The sequence below is a fragment of the Polaromonas sp. YR568 genome (assembly GCF_943372955.1).
Taxonomy (GTDB): Bacteria; Pseudomonadota; Gammaproteobacteria; order Burkholderiales; family Burkholderiaceae_C; genus Polaromonas.
Genome location: NZ_CALSAL010000004.1, coordinates 113,426 through 133,582, shown reverse-complemented (window position 1 = coordinate 133,582; position 20,157 = coordinate 113,426). Strand labels below are relative to the sequence as shown.

17 protein-coding genes are annotated in these 20,157 nt (G+C 63.2%); 8 read left to right on the top strand and 9 right to left on the bottom strand.

All coding sequences use genetic code 11. The annotated features are described in order from the left end of the window. Positions 1-13: 13 nt before the first annotated feature. The 6 genes from AAG793_RS12275 to AAG793_RS12250 all read right to left on the bottom strand — a co-directional run bounded on the left by AAG793_RS12275 (position 14) and on the right by AAG793_RS12250 (position 4,751). Positions 14-1,195: a DSD1 family PLP-dependent enzyme gene (locus AAG793_RS12275; RefSeq protein WP_341908572.1), complete on the bottom strand. Its 1,182-nt coding sequence runs from the start codon at positions 1,193-1,195 to the stop codon at positions 14-16. Positions 1,196-1,278: 83 nt separating this feature from the next. Further along, the gene (locus tag AAG793_RS12270; protein WP_341908571.1) at positions 1,279-1,941 is read right to left on the bottom strand and encodes a histidine phosphatase family protein; all 663 of its coding nucleotides are present in this window, start codon (positions 1,939-1,941) and stop codon (positions 1,279-1,281) included. A gap of 18 nt (positions 1,942-1,959) precedes the next feature. Next, positions 1,960-2,568, bottom strand: coding sequence for a DUF4136 domain-containing protein (locus AAG793_RS12265; RefSeq protein ID WP_341908570.1), 609 nt, complete (start codon positions 2,566-2,568; stop codon positions 1,960-1,962). Next, positions 2,565-3,515, bottom strand: coding sequence for a tRNA 2-thiocytidine(32) synthetase TtcA (gene ttcA, locus AAG793_RS12260; protein WP_341908569.1), 951 nt, complete (start codon positions 3,513-3,515; stop codon positions 2,565-2,567). Before ttcA ends, AAG793_RS12265 begins: the two co-directional genes overlap by 4 nt. A 20-nt stretch (positions 3,516-3,535) precedes the next feature. Continuing rightward, the gene (locus AAG793_RS12255; protein WP_341908568.1) at positions 3,536-3,907 is read right to left on the bottom strand and encodes a dihydroneopterin aldolase; all 372 of its coding nucleotides are present in this window, start codon (positions 3,905-3,907) and stop codon (positions 3,536-3,538) included. Positions 3,908-3,962: 55 nt separating this feature from the next. Continuing rightward, positions 3,963-4,751 (bottom strand): SDR family oxidoreductase, encoded by a 789-nt coding sequence (locus AAG793_RS12250; protein ID WP_341908567.1) that lies wholly within the window; start codon positions 4,749-4,751, stop codon positions 3,963-3,965. 166 nt (positions 4,752-4,917) lie between these two features. Between AAG793_RS12250 and AAG793_RS12245 the strand changes: the two genes are divergently transcribed. The 4 genes from AAG793_RS12245 (at position 4,918) to gshB (ending at position 8,690) form a co-directional block, all read left to right on the top strand. Next, on the top strand, positions 4,918-6,036 hold the full coding sequence (locus tag AAG793_RS12245; protein WP_341908566.1) for an SAM-dependent methyltransferase: 1,119 nt from the start codon (positions 4,918-4,920) through the stop codon (positions 6,034-6,036). A 164-nt stretch (positions 6,037-6,200) separates the two neighbouring features. Next, the gene (locus AAG793_RS12240) at positions 6,201-6,395 is read left to right on the top strand and encodes a DUF2905 domain-containing protein (RefSeq protein ID WP_341908565.1); all 195 of its coding nucleotides are present in this window, start codon (positions 6,201-6,203) and stop codon (positions 6,393-6,395) included. A gap of 39 nt (positions 6,396-6,434) precedes the next feature. Then, positions 6,435-7,646: a benzoate/H(+) symporter BenE family transporter gene (locus AAG793_RS12235; protein WP_341908564.1), complete on the top strand. Its 1,212-nt coding sequence runs from the start codon at positions 6,435-6,437 to the stop codon at positions 7,644-7,646. An 84-nt stretch (positions 7,647-7,730) separates the two neighbouring features. Next, positions 7,731-8,690 (top strand): glutathione synthase, encoded by a 960-nt coding sequence (gene gshB, locus AAG793_RS12230; protein ID WP_341908563.1) that lies wholly within the window; start codon positions 7,731-7,733, stop codon positions 8,688-8,690. A 20-nt stretch (positions 8,691-8,710) separates the two neighbouring features. On the opposite strand, the gene AAG793_RS12225 is transcribed toward gshB, so the two are convergent. Continuing rightward, entirely contained in the window at positions 8,711-9,508 is a 798-nt protein-coding gene (locus tag AAG793_RS12225) for a class II glutamine amidotransferase (RefSeq protein WP_341908562.1), read from the bottom strand. A gap of 54 nt (positions 9,509-9,562) precedes the next feature. Further along, positions 9,563-9,754 carry a 4-oxalocrotonate tautomerase gene (locus AAG793_RS12220; RefSeq protein WP_341908561.1) on the bottom strand — a complete coding sequence of 64 codons (192 nt, stop codon included), beginning with the start codon at positions 9,752-9,754 and terminating at the stop codon, positions 9,563-9,565. Between the two features lie 305 nt (positions 9,755-10,059). Between AAG793_RS12220 and AAG793_RS12215 the strand changes: the two genes are divergently transcribed. Beyond that, positions 10,060-11,415, top strand: a complete 1,356-nt coding sequence (locus AAG793_RS12215; protein WP_341908683.1) for a putative zinc-binding metallopeptidase — start codon at positions 10,060-10,062, stop codon at positions 11,413-11,415. Positions 11,416-11,456: 41 nt separating this feature from the next. Beyond that, on the top strand, positions 11,457-11,819 hold the full coding sequence (locus AAG793_RS12210; RefSeq protein WP_341908560.1) for a hypothetical protein: 363 nt from the start codon (positions 11,457-11,459) through the stop codon (positions 11,817-11,819). Positions 11,820-11,870: 51 nt separating this feature from the next. On the opposite strand, the gene AAG793_RS12205 is transcribed toward AAG793_RS12210, so the two are convergent. After that, entirely contained in the window at positions 11,871-14,516 is a 2,646-nt protein-coding gene (locus AAG793_RS12205) for a DUF1631 family protein (protein WP_341908559.1), read from the bottom strand. 486 nt (positions 14,517-15,002) lie between these two features. Here AAG793_RS12205 and AAG793_RS12200 point away from each other — a divergent pair, with 486 nt between their 5' ends. Both AAG793_RS12200 and AAG793_RS12195 read left to right on the top strand, forming a co-directional pair. Further along, complete coding sequence (locus AAG793_RS12200; protein ID WP_341908558.1) at positions 15,003-18,401, top strand: helicase-related protein; 3,399 nt, start codon at positions 15,003-15,005, stop codon at positions 18,399-18,401. Continuing rightward, on the top strand, positions 18,398-20,071 hold the full coding sequence (locus AAG793_RS12195; protein WP_341908557.1) for a crosslink repair DNA glycosylase YcaQ family protein: 1,674 nt from the start codon (positions 18,398-18,400) through the stop codon (positions 20,069-20,071). The genes AAG793_RS12200 and AAG793_RS12195 overlap by 4 nt, the downstream gene beginning before the upstream one ends. The last annotated feature ends 86 nt before the right edge of the window (positions 20,072-20,157 follow it).

Below are 20,157 nucleotides of genomic sequence, written 5' to 3'. Positions count from 1 at the left end.
TATCGAGGTTGGATCAGGTCAACGCACCGCGCGCATCGACGCGGTAAACACGCTGCACCGTGCCCGCAGCCAGCCCACCAGTGACACCAATCATGGCGTTGTGCAAATTGACCGTCGGGTCGCAATGGCCGGGAATCAGCCACACCGTCTGGCCAAGCCCCGGCAGCCGCTTGCCGGCGCCTGTAGCGCGCAGGATGCCGTGCTCATCGCCGCCATTGGCGTATTCAAGTTCAGCCTCGCCTTCAAGCGCATGCACCATGGGCAAGCCGGAGTCGATGGCGTGGCTTTTGTGGCCGGCATCGCACACCGCATGCCCGGCGTGTGTGCTCATGACCTGGGTTTTGACGAACAGCGCATGCTCAAACGGCGGCTGCGCCGCGTCGCGCTCATTGCGGGCATAGTCGGCGTCCATGAACAGGAAAGAACCCGCCTGCAGCTCCCCATAGACACCACTGGCGGCTTCGAGCAGAAAGCTGCCAGTGCCTGCGCCGGTGACCAGGTCCACCGCCATGCCCTGCGCCTCGATCAGCTGGCGCGTCATGACGACCGACTGCACCGCCTTGGCGATGGCGTCGCGGCGCTCCTGCGCGCTGCGAATGTGCTGGGCCTTGCCGTGGTAGGCCTGCAGCCCGGCAAAGTGCAGCGCCGGGTGTTTGCGGATTTCGAGCGCCAGCGTCACCGCGGCCGCCCCTGGCTCCACACCGCAGCGGCCTTGGCCGACATCCATCTCGACAAACACATCAATCACTGTGGCCACGCCGGATGCGGTGCGCGCATCGTTCATGGCCTGCGCCAGCCGGATCACGCCTTCGGTGCTGTCCACCGCAATCGCCAGCTTGCCGCCTTCGGCTGCCAGATGCCGGGCCAGTGCGGCCACACGCGCCAGCTTGGCCGGTGCGATGACCTCGTTGCTGATGTAGATGTTGTGCACGCCACCGGCGGCCAGCGCCTCGGCCTCAGCCGTCTTCTGCACGCACACGCCCACTGCACCGGCGCGCATCTGCGCCTTGGCGAGACTGGCGCACTTGTGCATCTTGGCATGTGGGCGCCAGCGGACGTTGTGCTTCTTCGCGAACTCCGCCATGCGTGCCAGATTGCGCTTCATGGCATCCAGGTCAATCACCAGCGAGGGCGTATCGATCTCGTTGACGGATTTGCCCACCAGGGCGGCGAGATGGGAAGGCAGGGTACTCATGCGTTGCGGAATCCGGTGGCGTGGCGTCGGGTCAGTTTGGGGTCAGTGTCCGGTCAGTTTACCGGCTCAGGCCCTGAGAACCCCTATCCACGGCCGGTACCGTCCGAGAAATGGTCGTCGCCGGAGTCATCGCCCTCCAGATGCCGTGAGTCGGCCCAGCCCACCAGGGTAAAGCCCTCGGGCGTCCAGAGCAGGCGGTTGATGGCTGTGTTGCCCAGCGCCCAGGTGCGCGGCGCCTGCAGGTCGAGCCGGGTCGCGGCGCGGTACAGCACGTCCATCACCCCGCCATGGCCGACCAGCGCAATCAGTTCGCCGGTGTGGCGGGCAGCCAGCCGTTCAGCGGTGTCCACCACCCGCCGCTGCAAATCAAGCAGTGATTCACCGCCATCCGGCGTGAAAGCCGGGTCGCGCTGGCGCCAGCGCCGGGCCTGCTCGGGCAGCAGCCCTTCGATTTCAACAAAGGTCTTGCCCTCGAAGCTGCCAAAGCTGCGCTCACGCAGACCTTGATCGGTCTGTACGCCAAGCCCGAGTGGCCTGGCCAGCCATTGCGCGGTTTCAAAAGCACGCGACAGGTCACTTGCATACACCGCCGTGATGGGCTCGTCCTGCAGCGCGCGCGCCATGCGCTGGGCCTGCAGGCGGCCGGTGTCGTTGAGCGGGATGTCCAGATGCCCCTGGATGCGGGTGTCGACGTTCCACGCGGTTTCGCCGTGGCGGATGGCAATGATGCGGGTCGCCTCGGTCATGCCATGCCGCGCCGCAAGTTAACGCGGGATTTCAATGTTGATGCGCCGTGTGCCCGGTGGCGGCTGCGGAAAGCCGGTGAGCGCAGCGTCCAGCATGGCGGGCAGCACCGCCAGCGTGTCGGACCACACGCCGTCGTGCAGCGCCCGGGTTTCGTACATCACCTGCCCGGTGCTGAGGTCGCGCATCAGGATAGTCAGTTCGCGCTTGAACCATGGCGCCTCGGGGAAGCGCATCGGAAACGACAAGCCGAAAGATGCGCCCCGGCTGCCACCGCCCACGAACACGCCGGGCGTACCAAAGCCGCCGTAGCCGCTATCGTAAGGGTAGCGGTCAACGATCTGGGTGTTGATGACCACCTGCACACTGAGGCGCGCGGCTGGCGGGTTGAGCACCAGCCCCACCTTGGCCAAGGCCTTGCCAGACAGACCTTCAACAAAATCCTGCTGCTGGCCCAAGGCCTGCTGGGATGGCAGACGCTCAAATCGGTAGGTCGTGCCCGGCAACGGAGGCGAAGTCTTCCACGACGAAAAGGCAGTGACATCGCTGTCCACCAGCCGCACACTGGAGCAGCCCGTCATCACCAGCAGCGTGGTGCACCACAGCGCGAGCGCGAGCCAGCGCTTCATTGCGGCTGGATCCCGATGACTGCACGCGCCGGCAAGGCGGGCTCGCTGAAGGTTTCGGCGTCAAAGGCCTTGTCGCCATCCGGGTCGGGCACGCCGGTGGCGCGAATCGCCTTGAAGTCGTGGCGCTGGTTGTCCATCAGGTGCGAAGGCACGATGTTCTGCAGCGCGGAGAACATGTTTTCCAGCCGGCCGGGGAATTTCTTCTCCCACTCGCGCAGCATGTTGCCAACCTGCTTGCGCTGCAGGTTCTCCTGGCTGCCGCACAGCGTGCAGGGAATGATGGGGAACTGCCGCACCTCGGCCCAGCGGGTGAGGTCTTTCTCGGTCACGTAGGCCATGGGGCGGATCACCACGTTCTTGCCGTCGTCGCTCACCAGCTTCGGCGGCATTCCCTTGAGCTTGGCGGCAAAGAACATGTTGAGGAAGAAGGTCTGCAGCATGTCGTCGCGGTGGTGGCCCAGCGCGACCTTGGTGCAGCCCAGTTCACCCGCCACACGGTAAAGAATGCCGCGGCGCAGGCGGGAGCACAGCGAGCACAGCGTCTTGCCCTCGGGAATCACGCGCTTGACGATGCTGTAGGTGTCCTGGTTCTCGATGTGGAAGGGCACGCCGAGCTTGCCCAGGTACTCGGGCAGCACATGCTCGGGGAAGCCGGGCTGCTTCTGGTCGAGGTTGACCGCCACCAGGTCAAAGTGGATGGGCGCGCGCTTTTGCAGCTTGAGCAGGATGTCGAGCATGGCATAGCTGTCTTTCCCGCCCGAGACGCACACCATCACCTTGTCGCCTTCTTCAATCATGTTGAAGTCGACGATGGCACGGCCCACCTCGCGGCACAGCCGTTTCTCAAGCTTGTGGTCCTCGCGTTCGATCTTCAGGCTGTTCTGCACGCGGGCAGAGCTTTGCGCCTGCTCGTGGGCGGCCAGCGCTTCATCCCAGACTGCACTCATGTCGTTTGCTCCCATGGTTTTCACCACTGTCCTGTCTCGACACGAATCGCCACTTCGCAGTCGTCAAAAATTTCCAGCTTGGCGATCTTCACCCTCACGCCGACTACGCCGGGCAGCAGCATCAGCCGGTGCGCCAGCTTGCCGATCAGGCTCTCCAGCAGGTTCACATGCTCGGCGGTGCATTCGTTGATGATGATCTGGCGCACCTTGCGGTAGTCCAGCACGTGGTTGATGTCGTCGTCGTGCGGCAGCAGCGGCTGGGTGCCCTGGTTCAGCTCGGCGTCCACCTGAATCGGCTGCGGGGCGGCTTTCTCGTGCTCCAGAATGCCGAGGTTCGCGTCAAAACGCAAGCCGGTGAGCGTGAGGATTTGTGTGCCTCGGGAATTGAACATGGTCTCAGCCTGTCAGTGGATGTTTCGGTGGATGGCCGGGGCTTGCGATCCGGGCCTACATCAGCGAGAAGTCGCGCTCGAACTTCATCAGGTGCTGGCCCCCATCAACCAGCAGCGTGGTGCCGGTGATCGACTGGTTCTCCAGCGCGAACTTCACCGTGGCCGCCACATCGGCCGGTGTGGACGAGCGCCCCAGCGGCGACAGCGTGTGCAGGGCTTCGAACTTCTCGTCGCTGAGCATGTGGCTGGTCAGCGTGAGCCCCGGCGCCACACCCACCACCCGCACCGCAGGCGCCAGCGCCAGCGCCAGCATGGTGCCGGCGGCTTCCAATGCGGCCTTGGAGAGGGTGTAGCTGAAAAAATCGGGGTTCTGGTTCCAGAGCTTCTGGTCCAGCAGGTTCACCACTGCACCGGTGGCGCCGCGCGCAGCGACGTGTGCGTGCAGGGCCTGCGCCAGCAGCACGGCCGCGCCGGTGTTGCTGTGCAGGTGCTTGTCGAGTGCGGCAAAACTGAAGCTGGCTGCGCTGTCATGTTCAAAGGTGGAGGCGCTGTTGACCACCGCATCGAGCCGGCCGCAGCGCGCCACCACCGACGGCACCAGCGCGCGCACCGCGCTTTCATCGGCCAGATCGGCCTCCAGCACCAGCGGCTCGACTGCCCTACCGGCTTTGGCGGAGGCCACACGCGCGCAGTCTTCAGCGGTCACCAGCGCATCGTCGCGCGAGCTGCGGTAGTGCACCGCCACCTGCCAGCCGCCAGAGGCCAACGCGAGCGCGATCTCGCGGCCGAGCCGTTTGGCGGCACCGGTGACGAGAACAACAGGCAGTGAGGAAGGCACGGTCATTGGAATGTGGCGGTAATGCGGAGAGCGCAGAGAATGCGGGGAATCAGGCGCGGGGAGGATGGCCGACAATTGGAGCACCGCGTCACGGCAAGGCAAGGCTGGATGCACTGCAGGCCCGGCCCCCACTCCGACGATCACTCCGACAACACGACCCAGCCCCCAACGGATGAGCCCAACCAGCCAAAGCCCCATTTTACCGGCCGACCCCGATCAGCGCCTCATCGAGGTGATTGCCGACGCCATCACCGACGCAGGTGGCTGGCTCGGCTTTGACCGTTTCATGGCACTGGCACTCTACAGCCCCAGTCTTGGCTACTACGCTAATGACTCGCGCAAGTTCGGCCTGATGCCCTCGGGCGGCAGCGATTTCGTGACCGCCCCCGAGCTATCGCCCCGCTTCGGCCAGACGCTGGCTCGCCAGGTCGGTCAGGCGCTGCAGGCCACCGGGACCCATGAGGTCTGGGAATTCGGCGCCGGCTCCGGCGCACTGGCGCAGCAAGTGCTGGCGGCCCTGGGCGAGCAGGTGCAGCGCTACACCATCGTCGATCTCTCAGGCAGCCTGCAGGCCCGCCAGCGCGAGCTTCTGGCCGCTTATGGCGACCGGGTGCAGTGGGTGAGCGAGCTGCCTGCGCAGATGCGCGGCGTGGTGCTGGGCAATGAGGTGCTTGATGCGATGCCGGTCAAGCTGCTGGTGCGGCTGGGGGGCCAATGGCACGAGCGCGGCGTAGCGCTGCACGACGGCCGATTCACCTGGGCCGACCAGCCCACCCCCCTGCGGCCGCCAGTGGAGATCGACAGCGACCACGATTACCTGACCGAAATTCACCCCGAGGCCGAAGGCTTTGTGCGCACGCTGGCCGACCGTCTGGTGCAAGGCGCCGCCCTGTTCATCGACTACGGCTTCCCCGAAGCCGAGTACTACCACCCGCAGCGCCACATGGGCACCGTGATGTGCCACCGCGCCCACCAGTCCGATGCCGACCCGCTGGCCGATGTGGGCCTGAAAGACATCACCGCCCACGTCAACTTCACCGGCATCGCGCTCGCAGCGCAGGAGGCCAGCCTGCAGGTGCTGGGCTACACCAGCCAGGGACGGTTTTTGCTCAACTGCGGTGTGGTCGACGGCATGGAAGGCGCTAGCCCGGCAGAGCGCAGCATGGTGCAAAAGCTGATCAACGAACACGAGATGGGCGAGCTGTTCAAGGTCATCGCATTTGGAGCCAAGGACAGCCTTGCCTGGGAACCCTTGGGGTTTTGCGCCGGCGACCGCACCCATACCCTGTAACAGACCCGTCCAAGCTCACTGCGGATAGTGCCCAAAGAACTCCGCAACCCAGCGGAGCCGCGGAACCGGCTTCGCCGGGCCACAGGCGGACGGCCCCCTCGGGGGCAGGTAGTTACGCGAAGCGAACGACCGTGGGGGCTCACATCCCCGGCTAAACTCCCCAGATGATCCGCTGGTTCATCGTCATCTTCCTCGCCCTAGTCTTCATCAGCTGGTTCACCCCGCTGCTTCAGAAACTGGGCTTCGGCAAATTGCCGGGGGATTTGCGCTTCCGGCTGTTTGGGCGCGAGTGGTTTCTGCCGGTCACCACCACCATCCTGCTGAGCTTTGTGGCCAGCGCGATTGCCCAGTTCATCTGACGCGCCTTCATCCCACCATCGCCTCGCCAGCGCTTTGCCATGTCATTTTTCAAAGACCTGAATATCGCTGCGTTCACTGCAGGATTCGTGGCCGTTCTGGTCGGCTTCACCAGCTCGGTGGCTATCGTGTTCCAGGCGGCGCAGGCCTTCAACGCCACGCCAGAGCAGATCTCGTCGTGGATGTGGGCGCTTGGCCTCGGCATGGGGTTGTGCTCGCTGGTGCCTTCGCTCTGGCTGAAGAAGCCGGTGATGGTGGCCTGGTCCACACCCGGCGCGGCGGTGCTGGCCACGGCCGGGCTGGCGGGCGGCTTCTCGATGGGCGAGGCGGTGGCCGCCTTCATGGTCAGCGCGCTGCTGATCACGCTCTTCGGTATCACCGGCTGGTTCGAGAAAGTCATGAACCGCATCCCGGTGGCGATTGCGTCGGCCTTGCTGGCCGGTGTGCTGGCTCGCTTTGGCCTGCAGGCTTTTGCGGCGGCGCAAACTGCCCTGCCACTGGTGTTGTTGATGCTGGCAATTTATCTGGTGGGTAAGCGCCTGATGCCGCGCTACGCGGTAGTGCTCACGCTGCTCGGCGCCATCGTGTTCGCCGCAGCGCGCGGGCAGCTGGCCTGGTCCGAGGTGAATTTCTCGCTCGCCATGCCAGTGTTTGTGATGCCGCAGTTCAGCATGGCGGCAGTAGTGAGTCTGGCGATTCCGCTGTTTGTGGTGACCATGGCCTCGCAGAACCTGCCCGGCGTGGCGGCCATTCGCGCAGCCGGCTATGGGCCGGATGCAGCGGACGGCGGTATTCCGATTTCCAAAGTCATCACGCTCACGGGTCTGGCCACACTGGTGCTGGCACCCTTTGGCGCCTTCGCGCTGAACCTGAGCGCCATCACCGCCGCCATCTGCATGGGCGAGGAAGCGCATGAAGACCCGCGCAAGCGCTACACCGCTGCGGCGTTGTGCGGCCTGATCTACATCGTCATCGGCATTCTGGGGGCCGCCGTGACCGGCCTGCTCACCGCTTTCCCGAAAGAGCTGGTGGTGGCGATTGCGGGCCTGGCCCTGCTGGGCACGATTGGCGGCGGACTGGCGGCAGCGGTCAAGGACGAAGACCACCGCGAGGCGGCGCTGATCACTTTTTTGGTCACGCTCTCGGGCGTGGTGATTGCCGGCGTGGGCTCGGCCTTCTGGGGCGTGGTCGCCGGCGCGATCGCGCTGTTTGTACAACAATACGGAAAGACCTCGTCCGCAGCGCCTCGCTGACATTCGCTCACCCTGTATTGCTGAGCGACTGCGCTTACTCTTTCAACCCGCTGCGGCTTGGCCCGCAGCTTTCACCCAACTGCCATGCACATCCTGTTTGTTGCCGATCCGCTGGAGTCCTTCAAGATCTACAAGGACACCACCTTTGCCATGATGCGCGAGGCGCAGCGGCGCGGCCACCGCATCAGCGCCTGCGAGGTGAAAGACATCACCTGGCAGCGCGGCGGCGTGGTCACAGCCTTTGTGCGCGACATCACGCTGACGTGCGATGCCGACGTGTGGTTCACCGCCGCGCAACACTACCCTGACGAACGGCCGCAAGCGCTGAAGGACTTCGGCTGCGTGGTGATGCGCAAGGACCCGCCCTTTGACAGCGAATACTTCTACAGCACCCACCTGCTGGAGCAGGCCGAACGCGAAGGCGCGCGTGTCTTCAACAAGCCCCGGGCGCTGCGCGACCACCCGGAAAAGCTCGCCATCATGGAGTTTCCGCAGTTCATCGGCCCGACGCTGGTGACGCGTGACGCGAGCGACATCAAGCGCTTTCATGCCGAGCACAAGGACATCATCCTCAAGCCGCTCGACGGCATGGGCGGCATGGGCATCTTCCGGGTGAAGGAAGACGGTCTCAACCTCGGCAGCATCATCGAAACCCTCAACAAGGACGGCGCGCAAAGCGTGATGGTGCAGAAGTTCCTGCCCGAGATCGTTCACGGCGACAAGCGCGTGCTGGTGATTGGCGGCAAGCCAGTGCCGCAGTGCCTGGCGCGTATTCCGCAGGGCGGCGAGGTGCGCGGCAATCTGGCAGCCGGTGGCAAGGGCGTGGCGCAGCCGCTGTCGGCACGCGACCGCGAGATCGCCGAGGCCATCGGCCCGATATTGGCGGCGCGCGGCCTGCTGCTGGCTGGCATCGACGTGATTGGCGACTGCGTGACCGAGATCAATGTCACCAGCCCAACCTGCTTTCAGGAAATCTTTGACCAGACCGGTTGCGATGTGGCGGCGCTGTTCATCAATGCACTGGAAGAAGCGCTGAGCATCTAGCGCCGAGGCCACCAGGCCCCTCAAGCATTCGCCAGCGCACCGTCCACAAACACTTTAAGTTCCCCCGGCACGAAAGACGTCCACTGCTCATTGGTGGTCAGCGGTGCAGTCACCACCACTGCCACACGGTCTGATGGATCGGTGTGCTCGGCGAAGTTCACACTCACGTCCTCATCGCTCAGCGTGGCATGCGCGAACGGGTGGCGCCGTTCGACGTAGCAGAGGTGGGTGGACGCATGGGCCCACAAAGCCTGGCCATTGCTGAGCAAAAAGTTGAAGGTGCCGTGGCGCGCGATCTGCGGTGCCAGCTCGCGCAGCGTGATGCTCAGTTCTTCCACACTGGGCACATCGGCATGCGACTTGGCCAGTTCCTGCATGATCCAGCAAAAGGCGCGCTCGCTGTCGGTGTTGCCCACCGGGCGGAAGCTGCCATGCAACCGCGGTGCGAAGTCTTTCAGGTCGCCGTTGTGCGCGAACACCCAGTAGCGGCCCCACAGCTCGCGCACAAAGGGGTGGCAGTTCTCCAACGCCACGCTGCCCTGGGTCGCCTTGCGGATGTGGGCAATCACATGCCGGCTCTTGATCGGGTAGCGGCGGATCAGCTCCGCCACCGGCGACTCGCAGGCCGGCAGGTGGTCGACAAAATGGCGCAGTCCGCGATCTCCACCGCCCAAGTCCGAGCCGGGCGCATTCTCGAAAAACGCAATGCCCCAGCCGTCGCTGTGGTGGTCAGTCCGTCCGCCACGCTGCGCGAAGCCGCTGAAACTGAAAGTCACATCGGTCGGCGTGTTACAGCTCATGCCCAGCAACTGGCACATGTCAGGCGGCCTTTTTCTGCAGGGCTGTCAGCGGGGGCAGCGTCATGGGCTGGCTCAGTCCCGTGGCTCGGACCAGAGCTTGCCGCCGGTGGCCCAGTTCTCGCGCTTGATGTCGGTGATCAGGATGTCAACCGACTCCGGCTGGCCACCCAGAATTTCGACGCTGACGCGGGTGATGGCCTCGACGAGCTTTTTCTTCTGCTCGACGGTGCGGCCTTCCATCATTTCGACGTGGTAAGTGGGCATGGGTGCTCCTCGGTGAATCGGTTAACAGACAGGTCGATGATAAAAGCTCGTGCGCCTGGTGCACCGACTTCAGCGGAAAAGGCTGTGAATCGTCTGTCGGTCTGCACTGACAGCACGACAGGGTGCGTTCGCAGCAGCCCTTTCTGCGGGGCGTGAGACACTGCTGGCACGAGTTTCCTCACGGGTGCCGGCATGATGCCCGCGCTCCACCGGCGCTATTACCCGCACTTCAACAGAGCTGTCACCCGCCGTCAGCCTCACCACCGCGCGCTGCGGCACCGCCACAGGCACCACCCTTGTCTTTCCTGCTCCAACCCTCCACAGCCCGCCCGGCGGACCAGACCCTGCCGCTGCTGGCCGGGCGCAACTACCACTGCCAGTGCGGGCAGCCGGTGTTCTTCCGCAACAGCAAGTGCCTCGCCTGCAACACGCCGCTGGGCTATGACTGCGAGCGTGGTCTGTTGCTGCCGCTGATGCCAGGGCCGCAGCCTGGCACCTGGCAGGCTTGGCAGGCCAGCGGCGCCCCGCTTAACGCCCCGCCGGATGACCCACACCCGCCCGCGCTGGAGCAGATTCCGGGTCAGGAGTCTGCTCCGGCCACCGATAGCACCAACAACATCGGCATCACGGCCAGTACCGCCGGCTCCGACAACGCCCACGGACAGGACGGCATGGCGCCCTCGGCGTGGCAATCACAGTCGCAAGGGCCATCGGCGCTGGACGTGGAATCGGGTGAGCCGCTGTACCGGCGCTGCCTCAATCTCTCCACGCCAGCATCCTGCAACTGGCTGATGGCAAACGATGATCCGCACGACATGTGCCGCGCCTGCCGGCTGAACCGCACCATTCCCGATCTCACCGACCCGTCAGAGCCCGACAACGGCTACCTCTGGGGGCTGGTGGAACTGGCCAAGCGCCGGTTGGTGTCGTCGCTGATCCTGCTGGGCCTGCCGGTGGCCTCGCGCCTGAGCGAAGACCCGCATCGCGGCCTGATGTTCGACTTCCTGCGCTCGCCGGTGAACGGTCCGCATGTGATGACCGGGCACGACACCGGCCTCATCACGCTGAATGTGGACGAGGCCGATGACGCCAAGCGCGAAGCGGTGCGCATGGCCCTGCGCGAGCCTTACCGCACGCTGCTCGGGCATTTCCGCCACGAGGTCGGTCACTACTACTGGGACCGCCTGATCTCCGGTACCCACTGGGTGGAGGGCTTTCGCGCGCTGTTCGGTGACGAGTCCATCGACTACGCGCGCAGCCTGCAGCGCAATTACGACGAAGGCCCGGCGCCCGACTGGCCGCAGCGCTTTGTCAGCGCCTACGCCAGTGCTCACCCCTGGGAAGACTGGGCCGAGTGCTGGGCCCACTACCTGCACATGCGGGACGCCATCGACACGGCCCTGAGCTTCGGCTTGAGCGTGGACCGCTTTGACCTCGAATTCACGCCCTTCACGCTGGATGCGCTGTACCAGCCCGACCACGCCACCGCACCGCAGTTCCTCGACTTCCTGAACCACTGGACGCGCCTGACCACCATGCTCAACGAAATGTCGCGCAGCATGGGGCAGCCTGACTTCTATCCGTTTGTGCTGCCACGGGACGTGATCGCCAAGCTGCACTTCATCCACCTGGTGGTCAGCGCGGACAACTGGCGGTCGTAGCGGCGCGTCAGAATGGCTGACAGTTTTACACTGCCGTCCACATGCCGCGCACACCCCGCTCACCCCGTCCACCGGGAACACCGCGAAGTCACCACTACAGCGTCTATGTCATTGAGCTGGCGCCGGAGGTCTGGGACGTGGCGCGCTTTAGGCGTGCCAACCCCGACTATCAATTGGGCAGGCCCTTTGTGTACGTGGGCATGACCGGGCTGGACGTGGACCTGCGCTTTGACAAGCACAAGGCCGGGATTCAGTCGAACCGCTTTGTGCGCGACTTCGGCCTGCGCCTGCTGCCCCGGCTGTACACCATGTACAACCCGATGCCGTACGACGCCGCGCGCGACATGGAAGTGGAGCTGGGCATTGGCCTGCGTGAAGCAGGCTATGGGGTCTGGCAGGCTTGATCAAGTTCGCGACTTGCCGCTGAGGCCAGGCCGCGCAAGGCAATCACTGAGTCAGGCTGCAGCAGACTCGGCGTTCATCGCAGCACGCAAACGTGCGGCATCAGCGCCTGCGCCGTGATCGCCTTCGCCACCCGCGAGTTCGGACACCACTGCATCCAGTGCCTGATCGACCACGCCGTGGGTGTCCACCGGCCGCAGCAGGCGCTCGCGGATCAGCCGTTCGCAGCTGCGCTTGGTCATCGAATGCGGTTGCCCGCCGTGGCTCAGGAACATGAAGAGCGTGCCCTTGCTGCCGACCCAGATCAGCTGCGCCCGCAGCCACTGCCGGCGCGAATGCAGATCCACCCAGCCGCCGGTGCGCAGGCCCCTGAGCAGCTGCTCGGCTTGCTCGGGTGTCAGCGCAGGCTCATCGTCGGGCGGCAGCGCGGACGCGGTAGCCCCTGTTGCAGCCCGTGCAGGCTGACGGGCCATCGGGTCCTGCGTCTCGGCAGGGAGCTCGCCATGCAGTTCGCCGTAGTCGGTCTGTACCGTGTCTTCAAAGCCGGCGGCATGCAACTCGTCGCGCCCCATCCAGGGCAGGCCTTCGGCGTCTTCCACCAGCAGCTGGCGGGAGTCGACATAGTCTTCCTGCTCGGTGTCTCCCAGGTCGTCGCTTTCCGGGTCGTACAGCTGCTCGCCGTCGAGGTAGTCGTACGAATCGTCCGGGTCGCCTGCCGATGCGTCGCCTTCCAGCGGGCTCAAGCCCGAGGCCTCGGCGTCGCGCCGGGTCTTGAGGCGCCGCAGCTTGAGCACCGGGCGGTGCAGCTTCATCAGGGCTTCGAAGAAGGCGTCGCTTTCGCGCGGGTCCTGGCCAATCAGCGTCAGTCCTTCATTGATCCGCGCCAGCAAGCCCGGAATCATGGCGAACAGTTTGGAAGGCCGGCGCAGCGTGACCTCGCGCTTGACGCTCCACACCAGATCGGGCACCACGGAGCCGAAGCCCCTGGGGTCGATCTGGTTGCGGGTGTCGGTGAGCCGGGCATGGGCCATCACCAGCGCCCACGGGCCGAGGATGAACTCCAGCACCAGCCGGTGCACCTTCTCGAGATCAGAGCGCTCGCTCAGCCCCTTGGCGATGCGGTCGGCCAGCAACTGCCGGTCTTCGGCAAAGCGCATGGTCTTGACGATGTGGTCGCGTTGCTGCGAATCGCGCTTGTCGAGCTCGGTCCAGTGCTGGTCCAACTCGGTCATGGCATCGACAAAGGGCACGAAGTCCTCGATGTCCTGCTCGTTGAGCGTCTTGAAGGTCTGCGTGACCTGCACGAGGAAAGTGCGGAACTCGGCGTTCGATGTGTCGTTGTACTTGAAGCTGCGCTGCGCCACGCGTTCCAGCAAGCGCCGGCCGGCATGCCGCTCGTCGCTGAAAAAGCGCGGGTCCACCATGGCCAGGCGCAGCAGCGAAGGCTCCAGCGCCACAATCGCCTCGCGCACTGGCACCAGCAGGCGTGGGTCCTGTGCCACCTGGCCGACCACCTTGCGCACCACCTCCAGCCCCAGCACCTGATCGACGTGCTGCGCTTCCTTCTTGAGCTGGGTGCGCACCATCGCGCGTTCACGGGCCCGGCCGTACGGGCCCCAGACCTGCTGGTTGAGCTGGGTTCGCTCGTCCACGCGGGCGCGGGGCGCGCTGCCGGGCAGCGCGGCGTCCTGACGCACCGTGGGTGCCGGCAAGTCCATCAGCGGTGCAGGCGCAGAATCCGGCGCCGCCTTCAGGCTCTTCAGCTCTTCCTCGACGTTGTCGTAATAGGTGGGTGCCAAAGGACGGGCCGCCGCCTGCTTGCCGCCGTTGAAAAGAAACTCCTGAAACAGCTCCTCGCGGATTTCGAAGTTGGACAGGTCGGCATACTGCACCGGTTGCGGTGTCGCCTCCAGCGGAGCGGGGCCGGACGAGAACACGCCCTCCTCATGCCAGCCACTGGGCTGGGCTTCCGCCGGGGCCGGCTGGCGGTTCACGGCCGACACGGCGGCTTGCCCGGAAGGCGCCTTGGACGTCACGCGGTAGCTGGCCCCACGCACGTTGGACATCTCCAGCAGGTTGATGAGTTGCTCGTACACCAGCCCCAGCTCGCGCCCGAACGGATCGCCCAGATGCCGCACCCACAGCGCCACCAGCGCCGGATCGGCACCCGCCTCGCCCATCAGCTCCTGCAGCGCGCGAACAAACACCTCGGGCTGCAGCGGATTCATGTCGGGCCGCACACTCGACAGCCCACGCACCGAGCTCATCAGTTTGTCGAGCTCGGCCAGCAGGGTTTCAACGGCCGGCCGCACCTGCTGCGCCAGACGCGAGGATTCGATGGCCCGCGAGACATCGGCATCGTCCACCAGAGACAGCGACGCAGGCCGCGCAGGTCGCCACTCACCGTAAGGCGACAGCTCGCCAGCGACCATCGCATCGCCGTCCATGCCGTCGACAGCGGCACTGGCCGCAAACAGGGCCTGCAGGCGCTCCGGGTAACGCGCGCACCACGCGGGCTGATGGGTCATCAGGCCGCGCCACGCCAGACCGAGCTGCTCGCGCTCAGCGCCCTGCGGGCTCATCGACTCGGCGAACTGAATGGCTGCCACCGCATCATCCAGACTGCGCTGCATGGCCGGGCCAGCCGCCGTTGCGGCCTGCTGCAGGCATTTGACAAATACTTCAGGTCGCGCGGCCATCGGGGCTCCGTCAGGGTTGTGGCATCACGGCCGCACCTGCAGGCCCAACCCGGTAGCCAGGTGGGACGCAGAATGATCCGGACACAGTGAAAAGTTACGGGGCATTACATGGCGTGGAGTGGAAATCAGGCGGGCCAGACCAGCGGGACATGGGGCGGCACCTCTGAATACGTATCAAGAGATAGGTTAAGCCGATGACTATGCAGCACACTTATTAATTTCAAAGTGTTTCGGTTGGTTGCAGCTTCACACATCTCGGGTTAACCCGAGTACTGAGTAGCTCGCACGGTGCTCAAGACTGTATGCGGCGAATCGCAGGGGCCTTGCTCGAATCGGAATGACCTATGACCCCAATCTCAGAAAACTGGGTGGCAACACTTGTTAACTTATCGGCACTCTGCACATCGACGCGTTTACCTGCGACCACGGGCAGATCGCAGTGTAAAAATAGTGTTACAAGCAGACAAACACTTCCCCTGAGGGTAAATGGCGCGCATTTTCGACAATATCGACCAAGACCTGCTTTCGGCGCTGCGCGCCACGATGCAGGTTTCCAAGCGGGCTGATTTTTGCGTGGGTTACCTTAACCTGCGCGGTTGGCAAGCCATTGACGATCAAGTTAACCCGTGGGACCCGGCTGCGGGTCAGGTGTGCCGCGTGCTCGTGGGTATGCAGCGCCCACCCTATGAAGAAATCCGCGAGCTCTATCGCCAGACTGAAGATGGCGTACTGATTGATAACGCTACTGCCAGTCGGCTTAAAACCCAGTTTGCAGCCCACCTGCGTGAGCAGATCACCTTGGGCATCCCCACTGGTCAGGATGAGGCCGGGCTACGCCGCCTGGCTCGGCAGTTGCGGGCAGGGCAGGTCATCGTCAAGCTGTTCCTTCCGTATCCACTACACGCCAAGCTATACCTGCTGTTTCGCGACGACGTGAACAACCCCATCACCGGGTTTGTTGGCAGCAGTAACCTCACACTGTCTGGTCTATCGCGCCATGGCGAGCTGAATGTCGACGTGCTGGACCACCTTGGCACCCAAAAGCTCTCGCAGTGGTTCGACGCGCGCTGGGCTGACCGTTGGGCCTTGGACGTCTCTGCCGACTTGGCGGCCATTATTGAAACCAGTTGGGCACGTGAAGATGCCATACCGCCGTATCACATCTATCTGAACATCGCGTACCACTTGAGCACAGAGGCGCGTGCTGGCCTGAGCCAGTTTCGCTTGCCCGCGCGGTTTGAACAAGAGCTGTTTGAATTTCAGAAAAGCGCCGTGAAGATTGCAGCACGTCATTTACACCGCCGAGGTGGCGTGATGATTGGTGACGTTGTGGGTCTCGGAAAAACCATGATGGCCACCGCGCTAGCCCGTATGTTTGAAGACGACCTGGGCTACGAGACACTCATCATCTGCCCCAAAAATCTGGAGCCAATGTGGGAACGCTACCGAACCGAGTACGGCCTGCGCGGTATGGTGCTACCCGTGTCACAGGTCACCAAAAAGCTGCCAGACCTCAAACGTTACCGGCTGGTATTGATCGACGAAAGTCATAACCTGCGTAACCGCGAGGGCCGGCGTTACAAAGCTATTTCCGACTACATAAAAAGTTGCGATGCCAAGGTCATCTTGCTGACGGCCACGCCTTACAACAAAACCAAGACGGACCTATCGTCACAGCTACGCCTTTTTATTGACGAGAAGGCCAACATTGGCATTCGCCCCGAGCACTTCATGCGCAAGCAAGGTATGGGCGAAGCAGAGTTTGAGCGCAAACACCAGTGCAGGGTCAACTCCATCTTGGCCATCGAGAAAAGTGACGAGTTTGACGACTGGCGCGAGTTGATTCGCCTTTACATGGTGCGGCGTACCCGCAGCTTCATCATCCAGCATTACACAAAGGCGGATAAGAATGGTCGTCGCTTTATTGCGGGCAACGACGGCGAGAAGCGTTACTTTCCGGTGCGCAAGCCCAAATCAGTCGCCTTCCCGGTCAATGATGCGGACCCGGCTGATCGATACGCCCGTCTCTATTCGCCTCACGTGGTGGATCAAATCAACGCCCTGCATGTGCCCCGCTATGGCCTGGGTTTGTATGTGGATCCAGTGGCTGAAAAATCAGCCACTCCCACTGAACGCAAACAAATAGAAAACCTGGGCCGCGCCGGCAAGCGGCTGATGGGCTTTTGCCGCACCAACCTGTTCAAGCGGCTGGAGTCCAACGGCTTCTCGTTCCTTCAGTCGATTGACCGACATATCCTGCGGAACCAGATTTATATGTATGCCATAGAGAACGGGCTCGACTTGCCGGTAGGCGTGCTGGACGCGGGCTTGCTGGATGTGGAGCACATTGACGAAGACGCCGACGGACTGGAAGGCGACCAGGAAGACCTGATGGACGGCTTGGTGGAGGCTGTGGCGGAGGAGGACAACGTCCCCGACACTCTGGCCCGCGCCAAAGCGGTGTACCACCAGTACGCTACCGACTACAAACGCCGCTTCAAGTGGCTACGGCCCAGCCTCTTCCGGGCCAAGCTGGCCGAAGACCTGGCACAAGACACCCAAACACTGAGAGAGCTGCTGCACAGCCAAGGCAAATGGGACCCAGCGCATGACCAGAAGCTGGCAGCCCTGCGCACTCTGCTGACGCAGACCCATGGCAAGGAAAAGGTACTGATCTTCACGCAGTTCGCCGATACCGCGCGTTACCTGGCCAGAGAGGTGCGGAACGCAGGCGTAGCGCACGTAGCAGTGGCCACTGGCGCCAGCATGGACCCCTATGCCTTGGCGTGCCGCTTCTCACCCAAGTCCAACAACAAAACGGTGACCAAAGCGGAAGAAGTGCGCGTGCTTATTTGTACCGACGTGCTGTCTGAAGGCCAAAACCTGCAGGACAGCAGCGTGGTGGTGAACTTTGACTTGCCCTGGGCCATCATCCGCCTGATCCAGCGCGCGGGCCGGGTGGACCGAATTGGGCAGCGCGCGGAAGAGATTCATTGCTATTCATTTTTGCCAGCAGACGGTGTGGAGCGCCTCATCCAGCTGCGCTCACGTATTCGCCAACGCCTGCAGGAAAACGCTGAAGTCGTGGGCACAGATGAGGCTTTCTTTGAAGACGAAGATGCCGCCTCCATCCGCGATCTGTATACCGAAAAGCAAGGCGTTCTGGACGACTCTGACGACGAGGTGGATCTCGCTTCTTACGCGTGGCAAGTGTGGAAGCAAGCCACGCAAGACAACTCAGATCTAGCCCGTGCGGTTGAATCGCTACCGCCGGTTGTGTATTCAGCAAAGGCCATGACCACCGTTCGCGCTGAGCTCGTCGAAGCGCTGGGTGACGCACGTGCCGCCGATGGCGGTGCGCTCGTTTACGTCAAGTCACCCGAGGGCAATGACCACCTCGCTTGGGTCGGCGCCAACGGCAAGACAGTCACTGAATCGCAATTTGCCGTGCTGCGGGCGGCTGAGTGTCTGCCCGAAACACCAGCCATGCCAAGGCTTGAGAACCACCACGATCTGGTGGCCGAAGGCCTGAAACTGGCAGTGAGTCAAGACAAAGCCATGGGTGGCGGACTGGGCCGTCCGAGCAGCCCGCGTAGGCGTGCCTATGAGAAGCTTAAGGCGTACGCCACCGAGCAAATGACAACGCTGTTCCGCGACGAAGAGCTGGAGCGCGCACTGGACGACATGTACCAGCGCCCTTTGCTCGAATCTGCGGGCGACGTGCTCAACCGCTTGATGCGTAGCGGCGTGAATGACGAGGAATTGGCTGAAGCAGTGAAGTCCCTGCGAGAAGAGAATCGTTTGACCTATGCAGAGGATGACGCCGCGCTGCGGGAGCCCCGTGTGGTGTGCTCCATGGGGCTGGTTGCCGGAACAATGCCATGAGTCTGGAAGACTTGCCAACACGCGAAACACTTGAAGTCGAATTTAAGAGCGACCGCGATTGCCTGAACGACGACGATTTGGTTGAGGCGTTGATCTGCTTGGCCAACACAAAAGGTGGAGCTCTTTATCTGGGCGTGGAAAACGACGCGTCCGTGACTGGTCTGCACCCCAGGCGCCCAGCAGATATTTCGGGATTGGCTGCGCTGGTCGCCAACCGTACCATGCCAAGACTGGAGGTTCAAGTCAGGACACTGCAGGCCAGTTCCCTGCGCATTGCCATGATCACGGTCCCGCAGAGCCCGGACATAGTTGCCCGGTCTGACGGCTTGGTTAAACGCCGCCGCATTGGCGGCAATGGCCAGCCCGAGTGCGTGCCCTTCCTTCCAAGCGAATATGCGAGTCGTCGTGCAGATTTTCAGATGCTCGACATGTCGGCCGAAGCGATCCCTAGCGCCACACTGGCTGACTTTGACACGCTGCAACGTGAACGCCTGCGCTCCGTTATTGCGAACAACCCGCGCAGTGATAAGTCGCTGGTGGGGCTGACTGACGAGCAGCTCGACGGTGCTTTGTCGCTGACCGTCACGCGCGCAGGGCAGCGCGTGCCCACCCTGCTAGGTCTGCTGCTGATCGGCCGTACCGACAGCTTGCGACGGCTTGTCCCCACGCATGAGGTGCTGTTTCAGGTCATGGACGGCATGCGTGTAAAGGTCAACGAAGGCTCGCGCGCGGCGCTGATCGAAGTAGTGGAGTGGCTCGACTTGCTGTCGCGCGGCGTCAACACCGAGCAGGAATTCAATGAAGGCCTATTTCGTATCGGTATCGCGCGCGTCGACGTAGACGCCCTTCGTGAGGCTATCAACAACGCTCTGGTGCATCGCGACTACGCGCGCCGTGGCCCAGTGCGCGTATGTTGGCAAAGCAACGACCTCATCATCAGCAACCCAGGTGGCTTTGTAGAGGGCGTTCGTCTGGACAACCTGCTCACCACCGAGCCGCGCCCTCGCAACCCTGCGCTGGCCGATGCCTTCAAGCGCCTGGGCCTGGTGGATCGTACGGGCCGCGGTGTCGACCTGATCTACACCGGCATGCTTCGGTTTGGCCGTCCTGCGCCGGACTATTCGCAGTCCATGCCAGATTTGGTCAAGCTCAGCATCAGTACCGAGCCCGCGGATTTGGCCTTTGTTCGCATGGTCCTCCATGAGGAAGCGCGGCAGAGTGGTGCGCTACCGGTGGAGGCCTTGCTGGTGCTCACGGCCTTGCGCGAGGCAAGGCGCCTCAGTGCGGCTGACTTGGCCGGCAAATTACAAACCAGCCCAACACACACATCCAGATTGATGGAGTCGCTGGTTGAGAGCGGCTTGGTTCGCGCCCACAGCAGCGGGCGCAGCCGCCAGTTCACTCTGAGTCCTTCCGTCTATCGCGACCTGGGTCAAAAAGCCGAATATGTGCGGCAAGCAGCTTTTGAGCCCATTCAGCGCGTGCAAATGATCAAGAACTATCTGCGCGAGCATGGGCAAATACGTCGGCAAGAAGTCGCTGACTTGTGCCAGCTGGCGCCCAGGGAGGCGGGGGCCGTACTGGAGCGTATGGTCAAGAGCGGCGACATCGTGCTCCACGGCGTGCGCAAGACTGCCTTCTATACCTTACCCCTTAAACCCGCGCCTTAGCCGTTTTATGACGGTTTATGACGCCCGTAATTCTTATAAGCATTTGATTTATAAGGACTTTTTTGACAATATTGATCACTTATGAC